Annotated in this window: 14 protein-coding genes; 13 read left to right on the top strand and 1 reads right to left on the bottom strand. The window is 61.1% G+C overall.

Annotated elements, in window-relative coordinates; all coding sequences use genetic code 11:
• Positions 1-74: 74 nt before the first annotated feature.
• The 4 genes from ACMGGG_RS15390 to ACMGGG_RS15375 all read left to right on the top strand — a co-directional run bounded on the left by ACMGGG_RS15390 (position 75) and on the right by ACMGGG_RS15375 (position 3,047).
• A complete protein-coding gene (locus ACMGGG_RS15390) occupies positions 75-1,517 on the top strand; it encodes a PLP-dependent aminotransferase family protein (RefSeq protein ID WP_054894261.1) in 1,443 nt (480 codons plus the stop codon).
• A gap of 60 nt (positions 1,518-1,577) precedes the next feature.
• Entirely contained in the window at positions 1,578-2,048 is a 471-nt protein-coding gene (locus ACMGGG_RS15385; RefSeq protein WP_112898755.1) for a hypothetical protein, read from the top strand.
• 107 nt (positions 2,049-2,155) lie between these two features.
• Positions 2,156-2,410: a YkgJ family cysteine cluster protein gene (locus ACMGGG_RS15380; RefSeq protein ID WP_054894259.1), complete on the top strand. Its 255-nt coding sequence runs from the start codon at positions 2,156-2,158 to the stop codon at positions 2,408-2,410.
• Positions 2,411-2,441: 31 nt separating this feature from the next.
• Positions 2,442-3,047, top strand: a complete 606-nt coding sequence (locus ACMGGG_RS15375; protein ID WP_153774980.1) for an START domain-containing protein — start codon at positions 2,442-2,444, stop codon at positions 3,045-3,047.
• Between the two features lie 71 nt (positions 3,048-3,118).
• Here ACMGGG_RS15375 and gltA read toward each other — a convergent pair whose 3' ends face one another.
• Positions 3,119-4,408, bottom strand: a complete 1,290-nt coding sequence (gene gltA, locus ACMGGG_RS15370) for a citrate synthase (RefSeq protein ID WP_054894257.1) — start codon at positions 4,406-4,408, stop codon at positions 3,119-3,121.
• Between the two features lie 351 nt (positions 4,409-4,759).
• Between gltA and sdhC the strand changes: the two genes are divergently transcribed.
• From sdhC to sucD, 9 genes are all read left to right on the top strand, one after another.
• The gene (gene sdhC / locus ACMGGG_RS15365; protein ID WP_023628897.1) at positions 4,760-5,146 is read left to right on the top strand and encodes a succinate dehydrogenase, cytochrome b556 subunit; all 387 of its coding nucleotides are present in this window, start codon (positions 4,760-4,762) and stop codon (positions 5,144-5,146) included.
• The gene (sdhD, locus tag ACMGGG_RS15360; RefSeq protein ID WP_054894255.1) at positions 5,140-5,508 is read left to right on the top strand and encodes a succinate dehydrogenase, hydrophobic membrane anchor protein; all 369 of its coding nucleotides are present in this window, start codon (positions 5,140-5,142) and stop codon (positions 5,506-5,508) included. Before sdhC ends, sdhD begins: the two co-directional genes overlap by 7 nt.
• A gap of 3 nt (positions 5,509-5,511) precedes the next feature.
• Entirely contained in the window at positions 5,512-7,284 is a 1,773-nt protein-coding gene (gene sdhA, locus ACMGGG_RS15355; RefSeq protein WP_054894254.1) for a succinate dehydrogenase flavoprotein subunit, read from the top strand.
• A gap of 11 nt (positions 7,285-7,295) precedes the next feature.
• Positions 7,296-8,000: a succinate dehydrogenase iron-sulfur subunit gene (locus tag ACMGGG_RS15350; protein WP_012315348.1), complete on the top strand. Its 705-nt coding sequence runs from the start codon at positions 7,296-7,298 to the stop codon at positions 7,998-8,000.
• Between the two features lie 244 nt (positions 8,001-8,244).
• Entirely contained in the window at positions 8,245-11,076 is a 2,832-nt protein-coding gene (locus ACMGGG_RS15345) for a 2-oxoglutarate dehydrogenase E1 component (RefSeq protein ID WP_063545586.1), read from the top strand.
• Between the two features lie 42 nt (positions 11,077-11,118).
• Positions 11,119-12,342, top strand: coding sequence for a 2-oxoglutarate dehydrogenase complex dihydrolipoyllysine-residue succinyltransferase (gene odhB, locus ACMGGG_RS15340; protein ID WP_414154005.1), 1,224 nt, complete (start codon positions 11,119-11,121; stop codon positions 12,340-12,342).
• Positions 12,343-12,437: 95 nt separating this feature from the next.
• The gene (gene lpdA / locus ACMGGG_RS15335) at positions 12,438-13,874 is read left to right on the top strand and encodes a dihydrolipoyl dehydrogenase (RefSeq protein WP_414154004.1); all 1,437 of its coding nucleotides are present in this window, start codon (positions 12,438-12,440) and stop codon (positions 13,872-13,874) included.
• Positions 13,875-14,044: 170 nt separating this feature from the next.
• Entirely contained in the window at positions 14,045-15,211 is a 1,167-nt protein-coding gene (sucC, locus tag ACMGGG_RS15330; protein WP_011534748.1) for an ADP-forming succinate--CoA ligase subunit beta, read from the top strand.
• On the top strand, positions 15,211-16,095 hold the full coding sequence (gene sucD / locus ACMGGG_RS15325; protein WP_016393102.1) for a succinate--CoA ligase subunit alpha: 885 nt from the start codon (positions 15,211-15,213) through the stop codon (positions 16,093-16,095). Before sucC ends, sucD begins: the two co-directional genes overlap by 1 nt.
• The last annotated feature ends 32 nt before the right edge of the window (positions 16,096-16,127 follow it).

Here is a 16,127-nt window from a genome sequence, read left to right as displayed (position 1 = left end):
CAACTGTTACGGTATTCTGTGTCGACTGTGAGTCGTACAAGAACAACGAACCCGTCCGCGCTTCGAGAATCACCATGACCAACCTGCTGTTGTACCAGCGCATTGCCCAGCAACTGGCCGATGACATCCGTCGCGGTGTCTACCAGCCAGGCGAGCGCGTGCCTTCCGTGCGCAAGATGAGCGCCCAGCTCAATGTCAGTCATGCCACGGTGCTGCAGGCCTACGCCAACCTCGAGGATCAGGGGCTGATCCGTGCCCGCCCGCAGTCTGGCTACTATGTCCACCAGACGCCCGCCCTGACCGCGCAGACTCCGGATATCGCCCGGGTCGAGCGCCCTGGGTTGGTCACCCGGGCCAGTATCATCCAGCAAGTGCTCACTGAAGCGCGCCGCGATGGCGTGTTCCCGTTTGGCGCTGCTGTTCCCCATGTGGACTATCTGCCGGTTCGGGCCCTGCACCAGCAGATCGCCAAGGTGACGCGGTTCCACAGCCCGCGTGCCTTCAGCTACATGTTCAGCCCGGGGTTCGAGCCGCTGCGCCGGCAGATCGCCATCCGCATGCGTGACGCTGGCGTGCTGGTCGACCCGCGCGAGGTGATTGTCACCCATGGCTGTGTCGATGCCCTGCAAATGGCGCTGCGCGTGTTGACGCGTCCTGGCGACCTGATCGCCGCCGAGTCGCCGACCTACTATGGGCTGCTGCAGTTGGCGGACTTGCTGGGTCTGAAGGTGATCGAGATTCCCAGCGACCCGTCCACCGGCATCAGCCTCGAGGCGCTGCAACTGGCGGCCAACCAGTGGTCGATCAAGGCCCTGGTGCTGACGGCGCGCCTGAGCAACCCTCTGGGTGGGACCATTCCGGAAGAGCGGCAGAAACAGTTGCTGCGCCTGGCGTCAGACTTCGATATCCAGATCGTCGAGGACGACATCTATGGCGAGCTGATGTTCGAGCAGGGGCGAACCAAGGCGCTGAAGGCGTTCGACCGGCTGGATCGAGTGATTTACTGTTCGAGCTTCTCCAAGACGCTGTCGCCAGGGGTTCGGGTCGGCTGGATGATTCCTGGGCGCTACCAGGACGAGATCCAGCGCCTGCAGACCTTCACCACGCATTCGGCCTGCAGTGTCACCCAGATGGGTGTGGCGGCCTATCTCGAGAATGGCGGCTACGACCGCCACCTGCGTTTCATTCGCCAGGAGTACCGCAAGAATCTCAGTGCCTATCAGCTGGCGGTGCAGCAGCACTTCCCGGACGGCACGCAGATGACCCGGCCCACGGGTGGGTTCATTCTCTGGGTCAGCCTGCCGGGGCGAGTCAATACCCAGGAGTTGCATGTCCGGGCGCTGGAGCAGGGCATCAGCATCGCGCCTGGCCTGATCTTCAGCAACACCGAGCAATTCAACCACTGCATCCGCCTCAATTGCGGGATTCCCTGGAGCAAGGAGGCAGAGCGGGCGGTGATGACCTTGGGGCTGCTGGCCCAACAATTGTGTCGAGAGTCCGCTGTCTCGATTTTGTAGCTTGTCATAAGGGCAGGGAACAGGGAGCATAGGCATTTTGATGCCATGCTCTTGATGCCCATGAATGCGTTTCGCCCTATTGCCCTGATCCTGTGTCTTGCGCTGCCCTGGTTGCCGGGTGCGTCGGTGCGGGCTGCGCAGGTGCAGGCCAAGAGCGAAGTCTCCCAGAGCAAGACCGCCAAACCGGCGGTCAAGACCCCGGCGAAGACGGCCAGTAAACCGGCAAGCAAGCCTAAGCCAAAGCCGAAGAGCAAGCCGGTCAGCAAGGCGGCGAGCAAGCCACTGCCCAATCCCAAGCTTGATCTGAGCCTGCCGACCGAGATGGTGAAGAACCTCAAGCCGGATGTCGGCAATGCCTCGTCGACGCGCAAACCCTTGCTGCCATCGATGTTCCCCGAAAAGCCCGCGTCCGATGACAGCCCGTTCCAGCTCAACGGCCGGCTCATCAGCAACGAAATGCAGTTGCAGTTGCGCAACGACAGTCGCCGTGATGTCGAGGGTGCCGCCATCGATTTCGAATTTCGCAACTGACTGCCGAGTCACCGCGGATTTCATCGGTTCGGTAATTTCAAACATATGTTTGAGCGGTTAGTATCCAGGGATGTCCGTCCCGTCCAGTTCCAGGGAGTCCAGTTGTCATGAAATGCCGCGAGGGCTGCGGTGCCTGCTGCATTGCCCCGTCCATCAGTTCGCCGATCCCCGGTATGCCCCAGGGCAAGCCGGCGGGCGAGCGTTGCCTGCACCTGTCCGTGGACTATCTCTGCGCCTTGTTCGGCAAGCCCGAACGGCCAAAGGTCTGTGGCGGGTTCAAGGCCGAGGTGGATGTCTGCGGCAGCGATCGCGACGATGCGATCAGGATCATTGGCTGGCTGGAGCAGATGACGGCGGCGTGACGTTTGGATCTTCGACAAAAGGAACAAGATGATGAGATCGATCAAGCGCGTTGTACTGCTGTGTGGCATGGGTGTCTTGCTGGCGCCGACGGCCTGGGCCGAGAGCTGGCAGGTGGCCAAGGACGAGGAGGGCATCAAGGTGTCCCTCAGCGAGGTGTCGGGTTCCAAGTACAAGGCCTACCGTGGGGTGACCGTCATCAAGGCGCCGCTGGCCAAGGTCAAGGCGCTGCAGGAGGATGTAGCCGGCGCCTGCGCCTGGGTGCATGAGTGCAAGTCGCAGAAGCTGCTCAAGCATGAGGGCGACCAGAGCTGGACCTACACCCAGTTCAATACGCCCTGGCCGGTGACGCCGCGCGATTCGATCCTGCACGTGACCACGGTGCAGGAAGCCGATGGCAGCCTGACCCGCAAGCTCGAGGGTGATCCGAAGTACCTGCCGGAGGAGAAGGGCTTCGTGCGCGTGGCGCAGGTCGAGGGCTTCTGGAAGCTGGTGCCCAAGGGCGACAGTACCGAGGTGACTTATCAGGTGCACACCGAGCCGGGTGGTAGCGTGCCTTCGTGGTTGGCCAACAAGTTCGTGGTGGATGCGCCGTTCAATACGCTGAAAGGCTTGCGTGAGCGGGCCGAGAAGAACTGAGGTTCTTTCGTCGAATGGCCCAATGAAAAAGGCTGCCCGAGGGCAGCCTTCTTGCGTTCGGCCTGGGCAGCTTACTTGCGGTCTTTCAGTGCGGTGATGTCGCGCTGCGGCTCGCCGGTGTACAGCTGGCGCGGACGGCCAATCTTGTACGGGCCGGAGAGCATTTCCTTCCAGTGCGAGATCCAGCCCACGGTACGTGCCAGGGCGAAGATCACGGTGAACATGCTGGTTGGAATGCCGATCGCCTTGAGGATGATCCCCGAGTAGAAGTCGACGTTCGGGTACAGCGAGCGCTCGATGAAGTACGGATCGGTCAGGGCGATCTCTTCCAGGCGCATCGCCAGTTCCAGCTGCGGATCGTCCTTGATGCCCAGCTCGCGCAGGACTTCGTCGCAGGTCTGCTTCATCACGGTGGCGCGCGGGTCGCGGTTCTTGTAAACGCGGTGACCGAAGCCCATCAGTTTGAACGGATCGTTCTTGTCCTTGGCCTTGGCGATGAACTTGTCGATGTTCGAGACATCGCCGATTTCATCGAGCATGGTCAGGACCGCTTCGTTCGCACCGCCGTGGGCAGGGCCCCACAGTGCGGCGATACCGGCGGCGATACAGGCGAACGGGTTGGCACCCGAAGACCCGGCCAGGCGCACGGTGGAGGTGGAGGCGTTCTGCTCGTGGTCGGCGTGGAGGATGAAGATCCGGTCCATCGCCTTGGCCAGCACCGGGCTGATCGGTTTGATCTCGCACGGGGTGTTGAACATCATGTGCAGGAAGTTTTCTGCGTACGACAGGTCGTTGCGCGGGTACATCATGGGTTGGCCCATGGAGTACTTGTACACCATCGCTGCAAGCGTCGGCATCTTCGCGACCAGGCGCACGGCGGAGATTTCGCGGTGCTGCGGGTTATTGATGTCCAGCGAGTCGTGATAGAACGCCGAGAGGGCGCCGACCACGCCGCACATGACGGCCATCGGGTGGGCGTCGCGGCGGAAACCGTTGAAGAAGGACTTCAGCTGCTCGTGGACCATGGTGTGGTTCTTCACGGTGCTGACGAACTGGGCCTTCTGCTCTGCGTTCGGCAATTCGCCGTTGAGCAGCAGGTAGCAGGTTTCCAGGTAGTCCGATTGCTCGGCGAGCTGTTCGATCGGGTAGCCGCGGTGCAGCAGCACGCCCTTGTCGCCGTCGATGTAGGTGATCTTCGACTCGCACGAGGCGGTCGCCATGAAACCGGGGTCGAAGGTGAAGTGACCGGATGCCCCCAACCCGCGGACGTCGATAACATCGGGACCAACGGTGCCGGTTAAAATGGGCAGCTCTACGGGGGCTGCGCCCTCGATGACCAACTGCGCTTTTTTGTCAGCCATGTGGCCTCCTATTAATGCTTGAAATCATCAGACAGACCCCCCACGCAGGGCCCGCACCACTATAGAGGGATAAATTCGAATGTCAATTTGCCTAAAGGCTGGTTGAAACACCCTCCAAGCCCATGATTTTCACGAAATTGCCGCCCGTTTACGCCTTTTGTTCGCTAAAGGCAATGCGCTATTCGGGCTAGCCCCTTACGTTGTCATAAGCAGCCTAACTGTCTATACTCGGCAGCCGACTCCCAGGGGCTTTCCAGCCCGCCCTGCTGGGTGTCGTGTTCTCTTCGGTGGTGGGTACCTGACCAGTACACTTACCAACAACTTTGCCCTGTTCGCTAGGGGCTCTTCAGTGTGAAAAAAGCCGTGAAAAGCCAACGACCTGTAAACCTAGACCTAAGGACCATCAAACTCCCGATCACCGCGTACACGTCCATTCTTCACCGTATTTCCGGCGTCATCCTGTTCCTCGGCCTTGCCATCATGCTGTACGCATTGGGCAAGTCGCTGGGTTCCGAGGAGGGCTTTGCCGAGGTGAAGGCGTGTCTGACCAGTCCGCTGGCCAAACTGGTGACCTGGGGCCTGCTGTCCGGCCTGCTGTATCACCTCGTCGCAGGTGTTCGCCACCTGATCATGGACATGGGTGTCGGTGAGACGCTGGAAGGCGGCAAGCTGGGCTCGAAAATCGTGATCGTCATCTCCGTGGTGCTGATCGTTCTGGCGGGAGTTTGGGTATGGTAACTAATGTCACGAACCTGTCGCGTTCGGGCCTCTATGACTGGATGGCGCAGCGCGTCTCGGCGGTCGTTCTCGCGGCTTACTTCATTTTCCTGATCGGCTACCTCGCGATCCACCCGGGCATCGACTATGCCCAGTGGCACGCTCTGTTCTCCAACAACGCGATGCGGATCTTCAGTCTGCTGGCACTCGTTGCCCTGGGCGCTCACGCCTGGGTCGGCATGTGGACCATTGCCACCGACTACCTGACGCCGATGTCGTTCGGCAAGTCGGCGACTGCGATTCGTTTCCTGTTCCAGGCGGTATGCGGCGTTGCGATGTTCGCTTACTTCGTCTGGGGTGTGCAGATTCTCTGGGGTATCTGATTCATGGCTAACATTCCAACCATTTCGTTCGACGCCATCATCATCGGTGGCGGCGGTGCGGGCATGCGCGCAGCACTGCAGCTGGCTCAAGGCGGCCACAAGACCGCAGTAGTCACCAAGGTGTTCCCGACCCGTTCGCACACTGTATCCGCCCAGGGCGGCATCACCTGCGCCATCGCTTCGGCCGACCCGAACGACGACTGGCGCTGGCACATGTACGATACCGTCAAGGGTTCCGACTACATCGGTGACCAGGACGCTATCGAATACATGTGTCAGGAAGGCCCGGCTGCGGTTTTCGAGCTGGACCACATGGGCCTGCCGTTCTCGCGTACCGAAACCGGCCGTATCTACCAGCGTCCGTTCGGTGGCCAGTCCAAGGACTTCGGCAAGGGCGGCCAGGCTGCGCGTACTTGCGCCGCGTCCGACCGTACCGGTCACGCCCTGCTGCACACCCTCTATCAGGGCAACCTGAAGGCGGGCACCACCTTCCTCAACGAGTACTACGCCGTTGACCTGGTCAAGAACCAGGACGGCGCTTTCGTCGGTGTGATCGCGATCTGCATCGAAACCGGCGAAACCATGTACATCAAGTCCAAGGCCACCGTTCTGGCCACCGGCGGTGCGGGCCGTATCTACGCCTCCACCACCAACGCCCTGATCAACACCGGCGACGGTATCGGCATGGCCCTGCGTGCAGGCGTGCCGGTGCAGGACATCGAGATGTGGCAGTTCCACCCGACCGGTATCGCCGGCGCCGGTGTACTGGTCACCGAAGGTTGCCGCGGTGAGGGTGGCTACCTGATCAACGCCCACGGCGAGCGCTTCATGGAGCGTTACGCGCCGAACGCGAAGGACCTGGCTGGCCGCGACGTGGTCGCCCGTTCCATGGTCAAGGAAATCATCGCCGGCAACGGCGTGGGCCCGAACAAGGACCACGTACTGCTGAAGCTGGACCACCTGGGCGAGGAAGTGCTGCACAGCCGCCTGCCAGGCATCTGCGAGCTGTCCAAGACCTTCGCCCACGTCGACCCGGTGGTCGCGCCGGTTCCGGTCGTGCCGACCTGCCACTACATGATGGGCGGCGTTGCCACCAACATTCATGGCCAGGCCATCACCATGGACGCCGAAGGCAAGGATCAGATCATCCCAGGCCTGTTCGCTGTGGGTGAAGTGGCGTGCGTATCGGTTCACGGTGCCAACCGCCTGGGCGGCAACTCGCTGCTCGACCTGGTGGTATTCGGTCGCGCTGCCGGCCTGCACCTGGAAAAGGCACTGAGCGACGGCGTCGAGTACCGCGACGCGAGCGACACCGATGTCGACGTTGCCCTGAACCGCCTGAACAAGCTCAACGAGCGCACCACTGGCGAAGATGTCGCAAGCCTCAAGCGCGAGCTGCAGAGCTGCATGCAGAACTACTTCGGTGTATTCCGTACTGGCGAATACATGCAGAAGGGTATCGAGCAGTTGGCCGGCCTGCGTGACCGCATTGCCAACGTCAAGATCAACGACAAGTCCCAGGCCTTCAACACCGCGCGTATCGAAGCGCTGGAGCTGCAGAACCTGCTGGAAGTTGCCGAAGCGACCGCCATCGCAGCCGAAGCCCGTAAAGAGTCCCGCGGCGCGCACGCCCGTGAAGACTTCGAAGACCGTGACGACGAGAACTGGCTGTGCCACACCCTGTACTACCCGGGTGAGAAGCGCGTCGCCAAGCGTGGCGTCAACTTTGCGCCGAAGACAGTTCCTGCCTTCGAACCAAAAGTCCGGACTTACTAAGGGTGGCCGCTATGTTGAAAGTCGAAGTTTATCGTTACAACCCGGACACCGACTCGGCGCCCAAGATGGAGTCGTTCGACGTCGATACCGGTGGCAAGGACCTGATGGTGCTGGACGTACTGGCGCTGATCAAGGAGAAGGACGAGGGCTTCTCGTACCGTCGCTCCTGCCGTGAAGGCGTTTGCGGTTCCGATGGCATGAACATGAACGGCAAGAACGGCCTGGCCTGCATCACCCCGCTGTCGGGTGTGGTCAAGGGCAACAAGCTGGTCCTGCGTCCGCTGCCAGGTTTGCCGGTCATTCGTGACCTGGTCGTCGATATGAGCATCTTCTACAAGCAGTACGAGAAGGTGAAGCCATTCCTGCAGAACGACACTCCGGCTCCGGCCATCGAGCGTCTGCAGTCGCCGGAAGATCGCGACAAGCTGGACGGTCTGTACGAGTGCATCCTGTGCGCTTGCTGCTCGACCTCCTGCCCATCGTTCTGGTGGAACCCGGACAAGTTCCTGGGTCCCGCCGCGTTGCTGCAGGCCTATCGTTTCCTGGCCGACAGCCGTGACACCAAGACGCAAGAGCGTCTGGCGTCGCTGGATGACCCGTTCAGCGTGTTCCGCTGCCGCGGGATCATGAACTGCGTGAACGTCTGCCCGAAGGGTCTGAACCCGACCAAGGCGATCGGCCACGTACGTAACATGCTGCTGCAGAGCGGCACCTGATTCAAAAATGTTGCACCAGCAGTAAGCCGAAGCGCGGGTGGTGAGCCCGCGCCGAGGTAAAACCCGAGCAAGGGCCCAAAAAGCCCGCGCTCATTACCTATGAAGATATGAGACCAGCAGGGGCTTCCGGGCTGGTACCCGGAAAATCTGCAGGATCCAGGTGGCGTGGTTAGTCGCTGTGTTCGGACTTTTCCAGGTTTGCGTGGTTCTTGCCGATCCGTCCCCTAACCGAGGGTGACCAAGCATGCAAGAAAGCGTGATGCAGCGCATGTGGGAAAGCGCCCACCTTTCAGGTGGTAACGCTGCATATGTGGAAGAGCTCTACGAGCTCTACCTGCACGACCCTAACGCTGTGCCAGAAGAGTGGCGCACCTACTTCCAGAAGTTGCCCGCCGACGGCAGCACCGCTACCGACGTATCGCACTCTACGATCCGCGACCATTTCGTACTGCTGGCAAAGAACCAGCGCCGCGCCCAACCGGTTTCCGCCGGGAGCGTGAGCAGTGAACACGAGAAGAAGCAGGTTGAAGTGCTGCGACTGATCCAGGCCTATCGTATGCGCGGCCATCAGGCTGCCAAGCTCGACCCGTTGGGGTTGTGGCAGCGCCCTGCGCCTGTAGACCTGTCGATCAATCACTACGGCTTGACCAATGCCGACCTTGATACGACCTTCCGTGCCGGCGACCTGTTCATCGGCAAAGAGGAAGCGAGCCTACGCGAAATCTTCGAGGCGCTGCAGAAGACATATTGTCGCACCATTGGCGCCGAGTTCACCCACATCGTCGATTCCGAGCAACGCAGCTGGTTCCAGCAGCGCCTCGAAAGCGTTCGTGGCCGTCCTGATTTCTCCGTTGACGTGCAGACTCACCTGCTCGAGCGCGTTACCGCGGGTGAAGGCCTGGAGAAATACCTGGGCACCAAGTACCCGGGTACCAAGCGCTTCGGTCTGGAAGGCGGCGAAAGCCTGATTCCGATGCTGGACGAAATGATCCAGCGTTCCGGCTCCTACGGCACCAAGGAAGTCGTGATCGGCATGGCCCACCGTGGCCGTCTGAACGTGCTCGTCAACACCTTCGGCAAGAACCCGCGCGAGCTGTTCGACGAGTTCGAAGGCAAGAAGATGAACGAGCTGGGCTCCGGTGACGTGAAGTATCACCAGGGCTTCTCCAGCAACGTCATGACCCCTGGTGGTGAAGTCCACCTGGCAATGGCGTTCAACCCGTCCCACCTGGAAATCGTCTCGCCAGTGGTAGAGGGTTCGGTTCGTGCCCGCCAGGACCGCCGCAACGACACTGTCGGCGACAAGGTCCTGCCGATCTCGATCCACGGCGACGCGGCCTTCGCAGGCCAGGGCGTGGTCATGGAAACCTTCCAGATGTCGCAGACCCGCGGTTTCAAGACCGGCGGTACCGTGCACATCGTGATCAACAACCAGGTCGGTTTCACCATCAGCAACCCGCTGGACGCGCGCTCCACCGAGTACGCCACCGACGTGGCCAAGATGATCCAGGCGCCGATCCTGCACGTGAACGGCGACGATCCTGAAGCTGTGCTGTTCGTGACGCAACTGGCCATCGACTACCGCATGCAGTTCAAGCGTGACGTGGTGATCGACCTGGTGTGCTACCGTCGTCGCGGCCACAACGAGGCCGACGAGCCGAATGGCACCCAGCCGCTGATGTACCAGCAGATCACCAAGCAGCGCACCACCCGTGAGCTGTACGCCGACGCGCTGATTCAAGCCGGTCGCATCGACGCCGAGCGCGCTCAGGCCAAGATCGACGAGTACCGCAACGCGCTGGACAATGGCCTGCACGTGGTCAAGAGCCTGGTCAAGGAACCGAACCGCGAGCTGTTCGTCGACTGGCGTCCGTACCTGGGCCATGCCTGGACCGCGCGTCACGACACGCGCTTCGACCTCAAGACCCTGCAGGAGCTGTCGGCCAAGCTGCTCGAGCTGCCGGAAGGTTTCGTCGTCCAGCGCCAGGTCGCGAAGATCTACGAAGATCGCCAGAAGATGCAGGCCGGTGGCTTGCCGATCAACTGGGGTTACGCAGAGACCATGGCCTACGCCACTCTGCAGTTCGAAGGTCACCCGATCCGCATGACCGGCCAGGACATCGGCCGTGGCACCTTCTCGCACCGTCACGCGGTGCTGCACAACCAGAAGGACGCCAGCACCTACGTTCCGCTGAAGAACCTGTTCCCGGGCCAGCCGAAGTTCGAACTGTACGACTCCTACCTCTCGGAAGAAGCTGTACTGGCCTTCGAATACGGCTACTCCACCACCACGCCGAACGCACTGGTGATCTGGGAAGCTCAGTTCGGTGACTTCGCCAACGGTGCGCAGGTGGTGATCGACCAGTTCATCACCAGCGGCGAGCACAAGTGGGGTCGTCTGTGCGGCCTGACCATGCTGCTGCCACACGGCTACGAAGGCCAGGGCCCCGAGCACTCCTCGGCGCGTCTGGAGCGCTACCTGCAGCTGTGCGCCGAGCACAACATTCAGGTGTGCGTACCGACCACGCCAGCGCAGATCTACCACCTGTTGCGTCGTCAGGTCATCCGTCCGCTGCGCAAGCCGCTGATCGTGCTGACGCCAAAGTCGCTGCTGCGCCACAAGCTGGCCATCTCGACGCTGGAAGATCTGGCAGAAGGCTCGTTCCAGACCGTGATCCCGGAAATCGATGCCATCGATCCGGCCAAGGTCGAGCGCCTGGTGCTGTGCAGCGGCAAGGTCTACTACGACTTGCTGGAAAAACGCCGTGCCGAAGGCCGCGAAGACATCGCCATCGTGCGTATCGAGCAGCTGTATCCGTTCCCTGAGGACGACCTGGTCGAGATCCTGGCGCCTTACACCAACCTCAAGCATGCAGTGTGGTGTCAGGAAGAGCCGATGAACCAGGGCGCCTGGTACAGCAGCCAGCATCACATGCGCCGTATCCTGGGCCGCCACAACAAGGCGCTGGTCCTGGAGTACGCCGGTCGCGACGCTTCTGCCGCGCCAGCCTGTGGTTACGCATCGAAGCACGCCGAACAGCAGGAAAAGCTGCTGCAAGACGCGTTCACTGTCTAATGCCTTCGCGCACCTGAAACCGAATTTAAGGAAACACTGATAATGGCTATCGAGATCAAAGCCCCAACCTTCCCGGAATCGGTTGCCGATGGCACCGTTGCCACCTGGCACAAGAAGCCGGGCGAAGCCGTCAAGCGTGACGAGCTGATCGTCGACATCGAGACCGACAAGGTCGTCCTGGAAGTCCTGGCCACCGCCGATGGCGTGCTGGGCGACATCGTCAAGGGCGAGGGCGACACCGTCCTGTCCGACGAAGTCCTGGGTTCGATCTTTGAAGGTGGCGCTGCTGCTGCAGCACCTGCCGCCGCCGCTGCTCCTGCTGCCGCTCCGGCCGCTGCTGGCGCCGACGCTGGCGAAGACGACCCGGTTGCCGCCCCTGCCGCGCGCAAGCTGGCCGAAGAGAACGGCATCGACCTGGCGACCGTTTCCGGTACCGGTAAAGGCGGTCGCATCACCAAGGAAGACGTGGTGGCTGCAGTCGCCAACAAGAAGTCGGCCCCTGCCGCACCTGCTGCCAAGCCGGCTGCTGCTGCCGCTGCTCCGGTTGTCGTCGCTGCTGGCGATCGCACCGAGAAGCGCGTGCCGATGACCCGCCTGCGCGCCAAGATCGCCGAGCGTCTGGTCGAAGCCCAGTCGAGCATGGCCATGCTGACCACCTTCAACGAAGTCGACATGACCGAAGTCATGGCCCTGCGTTCGAAGTACAAGGACCTGTTCGAGAAGACCCACAACGGCGTACGCCTGGGCTTCATGTCGTTCTTCGTCAAGGCCGCCACCGAGGCGCTGAAGCGCTTCCCGGCAGTCAACGCTTCGATCGATGGCAACGACATCGTCTACCATGGCTACGCGGACGTCGGCGTTGCCGTCTCCAGCGACCGTGGCCTGGTGGTACCGGTGCTGCGCAATGCCGAGTCGATGTCGCTGGCCGAGATCGAGAACGGCATCGCCACCTTCGGCAAGAAGGCCCGTGACGGCAAGCTGTCGATCGAAGAGATGACCGGCGGTACCTTCACCATCACCAACGGTGGTACCTTCGGTTCGATGATGTCGACCCCGATCGTCAACCCGCCGCAGGCCGCGATCCTGGGTATGCACAACATCATCCAGCGTCCGATGGCGATCAATGGCCAAGTGGTCATTCGCCCGATGATGTACCTGGCGCTGTCCTATGACCACCGCCTGATCGACGGCAAGGAAGCGGTAACCTTCCTGGTGACCATCAAGAACCTGCTGGAAGATCCGTCCCGTCTGCTGCTGGACATCTAATCACGCAGCTGCACGCTGCAGGCGACAGGCTCCCGACCGGAGCAGGTCGCCTTGCCGCGTGCGGCTTGTAGCTTGAAGCTGATAAGGAATCTTTTATGACCCAGAAATTCGACGTAGTGGTGATTGGTGCGGGTCCTGGCGGCTATGTTGCTGCCATCAAGGCTGCCCAACTTGGTCTGAAGACTGCCTGTATCGAGAAGTACACCGACGCCGAGGGCAAGCTGGCCCTGGGCGGCACTTGCCTGAACGTAGGTTGCATTCCTTCCAAGGCGCTGCTGGACAGCTCCTGGAAATACAAGGAAGCAAAAGAAAGCTTCAACGTCCACGGCATCTCCACTGGCGAAGTGAAGATGGACGTCGCCGCGATGGTTGGCCGCAAGGCTGGCATCGTCAAGAACCTGACCGGTGGCGTTGCCACCCTGTTCAAGGCCAACGGCGTTACTTCGATCCAGGGCCACGGCAAGCTGCTGGCTGGCAAGAAAGTCGAAGTCACCAAGGCTGACGGTACCACCGAAGTCATCGAAGCCGAGAACGTGATCCTGGCCTCCGGCTCGCGTCCGATCGACATTCCGCCGGCTCCGGTCGACCAGAACGTCATCGTCGACTCCACCGGCGCCCTGGAATTCCAATCGGTACCCAAGCGCCTGGGCGTGATCGGCGCTGGCGTCATCGGCCTGGAGCTGGGCTCGGTCTGGGCTCGCCTGGGTGCTGAAGTGACCGTGCTGGAAGCGCTGGACACCTTCCTGATGGCTGCCGACACCGCCGTCTCGAAAGAAGCTCAGAAGACCCTGACCAAGCAAGGCCTGGCCATCAAGCTGGGCGCGCGCGTCACTGGCTCCAAAGTCAACGGCGACGAAGTCGAAGTCACCTACACCAACGCCGAAGGCGAGCAGAAGATCGTCTTCGACAAGCTGATCGTTGCGGTCGGCCGTCGTCCTGTGACCACTGATCTGCTGGCTGCCGACAGCGGTGTGAACATCGACGAGCGTGGCTACATCTTCGTCGACGACTACTGCGCCACCAGCGTGCCGGGCGTCTACGCCATCGGCGACGTGGTTCGCGGCATGATGCTGGCACACAAGGCCTCGGAAGAGGGCATCATGGTCGTCGAGCGCATCAAGGGCCACAAGGCTCAGATGAACTACGACCTGATCCCTTCGGTTATCTACACCCACCCGGAAATCGCGTGGGTCGGCAAGACCGAACAAGCATTGAAAGCCGAAGGCGTTGAGGTTAACGTGGGCACCTTCCCGTTCGCGGCCAGCGGCCGTGCGATGGCTGCCAACGACACCGGTGGCTTCGTCAAGGTCATCGCCGATGCCAAGACCGACCGCGTCCTGGGTGTTCACGTGATCGGCCCATCGGCTGCCGAGCTGGTTCAGCAAGGCGCGATCGCAATGGAATTCGGCACCAGTGCCGAGGACCTGGGCATGATGGTCTTCAGCCATCCGACCCTGTCCGAAGCGTTGCATGAAGCAGCGCTGGCTGTGAATGGCGGTGCCATTCACGTGGCCAACCGTAAGAAGCGTTAATTATAAAAACCACGGCGGGCTGCCCGTCGTGGGTCTTGCGTGCAAGATCCACCGCGGAATGTCCGCCGGACCGGGCCACCGGAAAAATCCGGGGTTAACGGTCACAGGTGGCGCGGCTCTGGAAACAGCGCAGCGCCGAAGCGCAGTACCTAACGAAGACGGTAAAAAGCATGAATCTTCACGAGTATCAGGGTAAACAGCTGTTCGCTGAGTACGGCCTGCCAGTTTCCAAGGGTTTCGCTGTAGATACCCCTGAGCAAGCCGCAGAAGCCTGCGACAAGATCGGCGGTTCCGAGTGGGTTGTCAAAGCCCAGGTCCACGCTGGTGGTCGCGGTAAAGCGGGCGGCGTAAAGCTGGTTCGCAGCAAGGAAGACGCCAAGGCGTTCGCTGCGCAGTGGTTGGGCAAGAATCTGGTTACCTACCAGACTGACGCCAACGGTCAGCCAGTCTCCAAGATCCTGGTCGAATCCTGCACTGACATCGCCAAAGAGCTGTACCTGGGCGCTGTAGTGGATCGTTCGAGCCGTCGTATCGTGTTCATGGCTTCCACCGAAGGTGGCGTGGACATCGAGAAAGTCGCTCACGAAACTCCTGAGAAGATCCTCAAGGCTACCATCGACCCGCTGGTCGGCGCTCAGCCGTTCCAGGGTCGCGAGCTGGCATTCCAGCTGGGCCTGGAAGGCAAGCAAGTACAACAGTTCGCCAAGATCTTCGTAGGTCTGGCCAAGCTGTTCAAGGATCACGACCTGGCCCTGCTGGAAGTGAACCCGCTGGTGATCAAGGCCGACGGCGACCTGCACTGCCTCGATGCCAAGATCAACATCGATGCCAACGCCATGTACCGTCAGCCTAAGCTGAAGACCTTCCACGACCCGTCCCAGGACGACGCCCGTGAAGCCCACGCTGCCAAGTTCGAACTGAACTACGTAGCGCTGGAAGGCAACATCGGCTGCATGGTCAACGGTGCCGGTCTGGCCATGGGTACCATGGACATCGTCAACCTGCACGGCGGCAAGCCAGCCAACTTCCTCGACGTTGGCGGCGGCGCTACCAAGGAACGCGTTACCGAAGCGTTCAAGATCATCCTGTCCGACAGCAATGTCGCGGCCGTTCTGGTCAACATCTTCGGTGGTATCGTTCGTTGCGACATGATTGCCGAAGGCATCATCGGTGCAGTGAAAGAAGTCGGCGTGAAAGTACCGGTCGTTGTCCGCCTCGAAGGCAACAACGCCGAACTGGGCGCTAAAGTACTGGCAGAAAGCGGTTTGAACATCATTGCGGCAACCAGCCTGACCGACGCTGCTCAACAAGTTGTCAAAGCTGCGGAGGGCAAGTAATGAGCGTCCTGATCAATAAAGACACCAAAGTCATCTGCCAGGGCTTCACCGGCTCGCAGGGTACTTTCCACTCCGAACAAGCCATCGCCTACGGCACCAAGATGGTCGGCGGCGTCACCCCAGGCAAGGGTGGCACCACCCACCTGGGCCTGCCGGTGTTCAACACCGTCAAGGAAGCTGTGGAAGCAACCGGCGCTGACGCTTCGGTCATCTACGTTCCGGCTCCGTTCTGCAAGGACTCGATCCTGGAAGCGGCCTTTGGCGGCATCAAGCTGATCGTCTGCATCACCGAAGGTATTCCTACCCTCGACATGCTGGACGCCAAGGTCAAGTGCGACGAGCTGGGTGTCACCCTGATCGGCCCTAACTGCCCAGGCGTCATCACTCCGGGCGAGTGCAAGATCGGCATCATGCCAGGTCACATTCACTTGCCAGGCAAGGTCGGTATCGTTTCCCGTTCCGGCACCCTGACCTACGAAGCGGTCAAGCAGACCACCGACGCCGGCTTCGGCCAGTCGACCTGCGTCGGCATCGGCGGTGACCCGATCCCAGGCTCCAACTTCATCGACATCCTGAAGCTGTTCCAGGAAGATCCGAAGACCGAAGCGATCGTCATGATCGGTGAGATCGGCGGTTCGGCTGAAGAAGAAGCTGCTGCCTACATCAAGGCCAACGTCACCAAGCCTGTCGTTTCCTACATCGCTGGCGTTACCGCACCTGCGGGCAAGCGTATGGGCCACGCTGGCGCCATCATCTCCGGCGGCAAAGGCACTGCAGACGAGAAATTCGCTGCACTGCAGGACGCTGGCGTGAAGACCGTGCGTTCCCTGGCTGACATCGGCAAGGCCCTGGCCGAGCTGACTGGCTGGGAAGCCAAGAAGTAAGTAACACGCTATACCCCCCCACGCGCACAGAG

It is taken from the genome of Pseudomonas sp. BNK-44-b (assembly GCF_047456245.1).
In the GTDB taxonomy this organism is placed as follows: domain Bacteria; phylum Pseudomonadota; class Gammaproteobacteria; order Pseudomonadales; family Pseudomonadaceae; genus Aquipseudomonas; species Aquipseudomonas machongensis.
This window is presented reverse-complemented; position numbering and strand designations above follow the sequence as displayed.

Excerpts from the sequence above, each read along its gene's own strand:
- ACMGGG_RS15375 (WP_153774980.1), top strand. The coding sequence starts at position 2,442 with ATGAGATCGATCAAGCGCGTTGTACTGCTGTGTGGCATGGGTGTCTTG.
- ACMGGG_RS15390 (WP_054894261.1), top strand. The coding sequence starts at position 75 with ATGACCAACCTGCTGTTGTACCAGCGCATTGCCCAGCAACTGGCCGAT.
- ACMGGG_RS15345 (WP_063545586.1), top strand. The coding sequence starts at position 8,245 with ATGCAAGAAAGCGTGATGCAGCGCATGTGGGAAAGCGCCCACCTTTCA.
- sdhA (WP_054894254.1), top strand. The coding sequence starts at position 5,512 with ATGGCTAACATTCCAACCATTTCGTTCGACGCCATCATCATCGGTGGC.
- lpdA (WP_414154004.1), top strand. The coding sequence starts at position 12,438 with ATGACCCAGAAATTCGACGTAGTGGTGATTGGTGCGGGTCCTGGCGGC.
- ACMGGG_RS15385 (WP_112898755.1), top strand. The coding sequence starts at position 1,578 with ATGAATGCGTTTCGCCCTATTGCCCTGATCCTGTGTCTTGCGCTGCCC.
- sucD (WP_016393102.1), top strand. The coding sequence starts at position 15,211 with ATGAGCGTCCTGATCAATAAAGACACCAAAGTCATCTGCCAGGGCTTC.
- sdhD (WP_054894255.1), top strand. The coding sequence starts at position 5,140 with ATGGTAACTAATGTCACGAACCTGTCGCGTTCGGGCCTCTATGACTGG.
- gltA (WP_054894257.1), bottom strand. The coding sequence starts at position 4,408 with ATGGCTGACAAAAAAGCGCAGTTGGTCATCGAGGGCGCAGCCCCCGTA.
- ACMGGG_RS15350 (WP_012315348.1), top strand. The coding sequence starts at position 7,296 with ATGTTGAAAGTCGAAGTTTATCGTTACAACCCGGACACCGACTCGGCG.
- odhB (WP_414154005.1), top strand. The coding sequence starts at position 11,119 with ATGGCTATCGAGATCAAAGCCCCAACCTTCCCGGAATCGGTTGCCGAT.
- sucC (WP_011534748.1), top strand. The coding sequence starts at position 14,045 with ATGAATCTTCACGAGTATCAGGGTAAACAGCTGTTCGCTGAGTACGGC.
- ACMGGG_RS15380 (WP_054894259.1), top strand. The coding sequence starts at position 2,156 with ATGAAATGCCGCGAGGGCTGCGGTGCCTGCTGCATTGCCCCGTCCATC.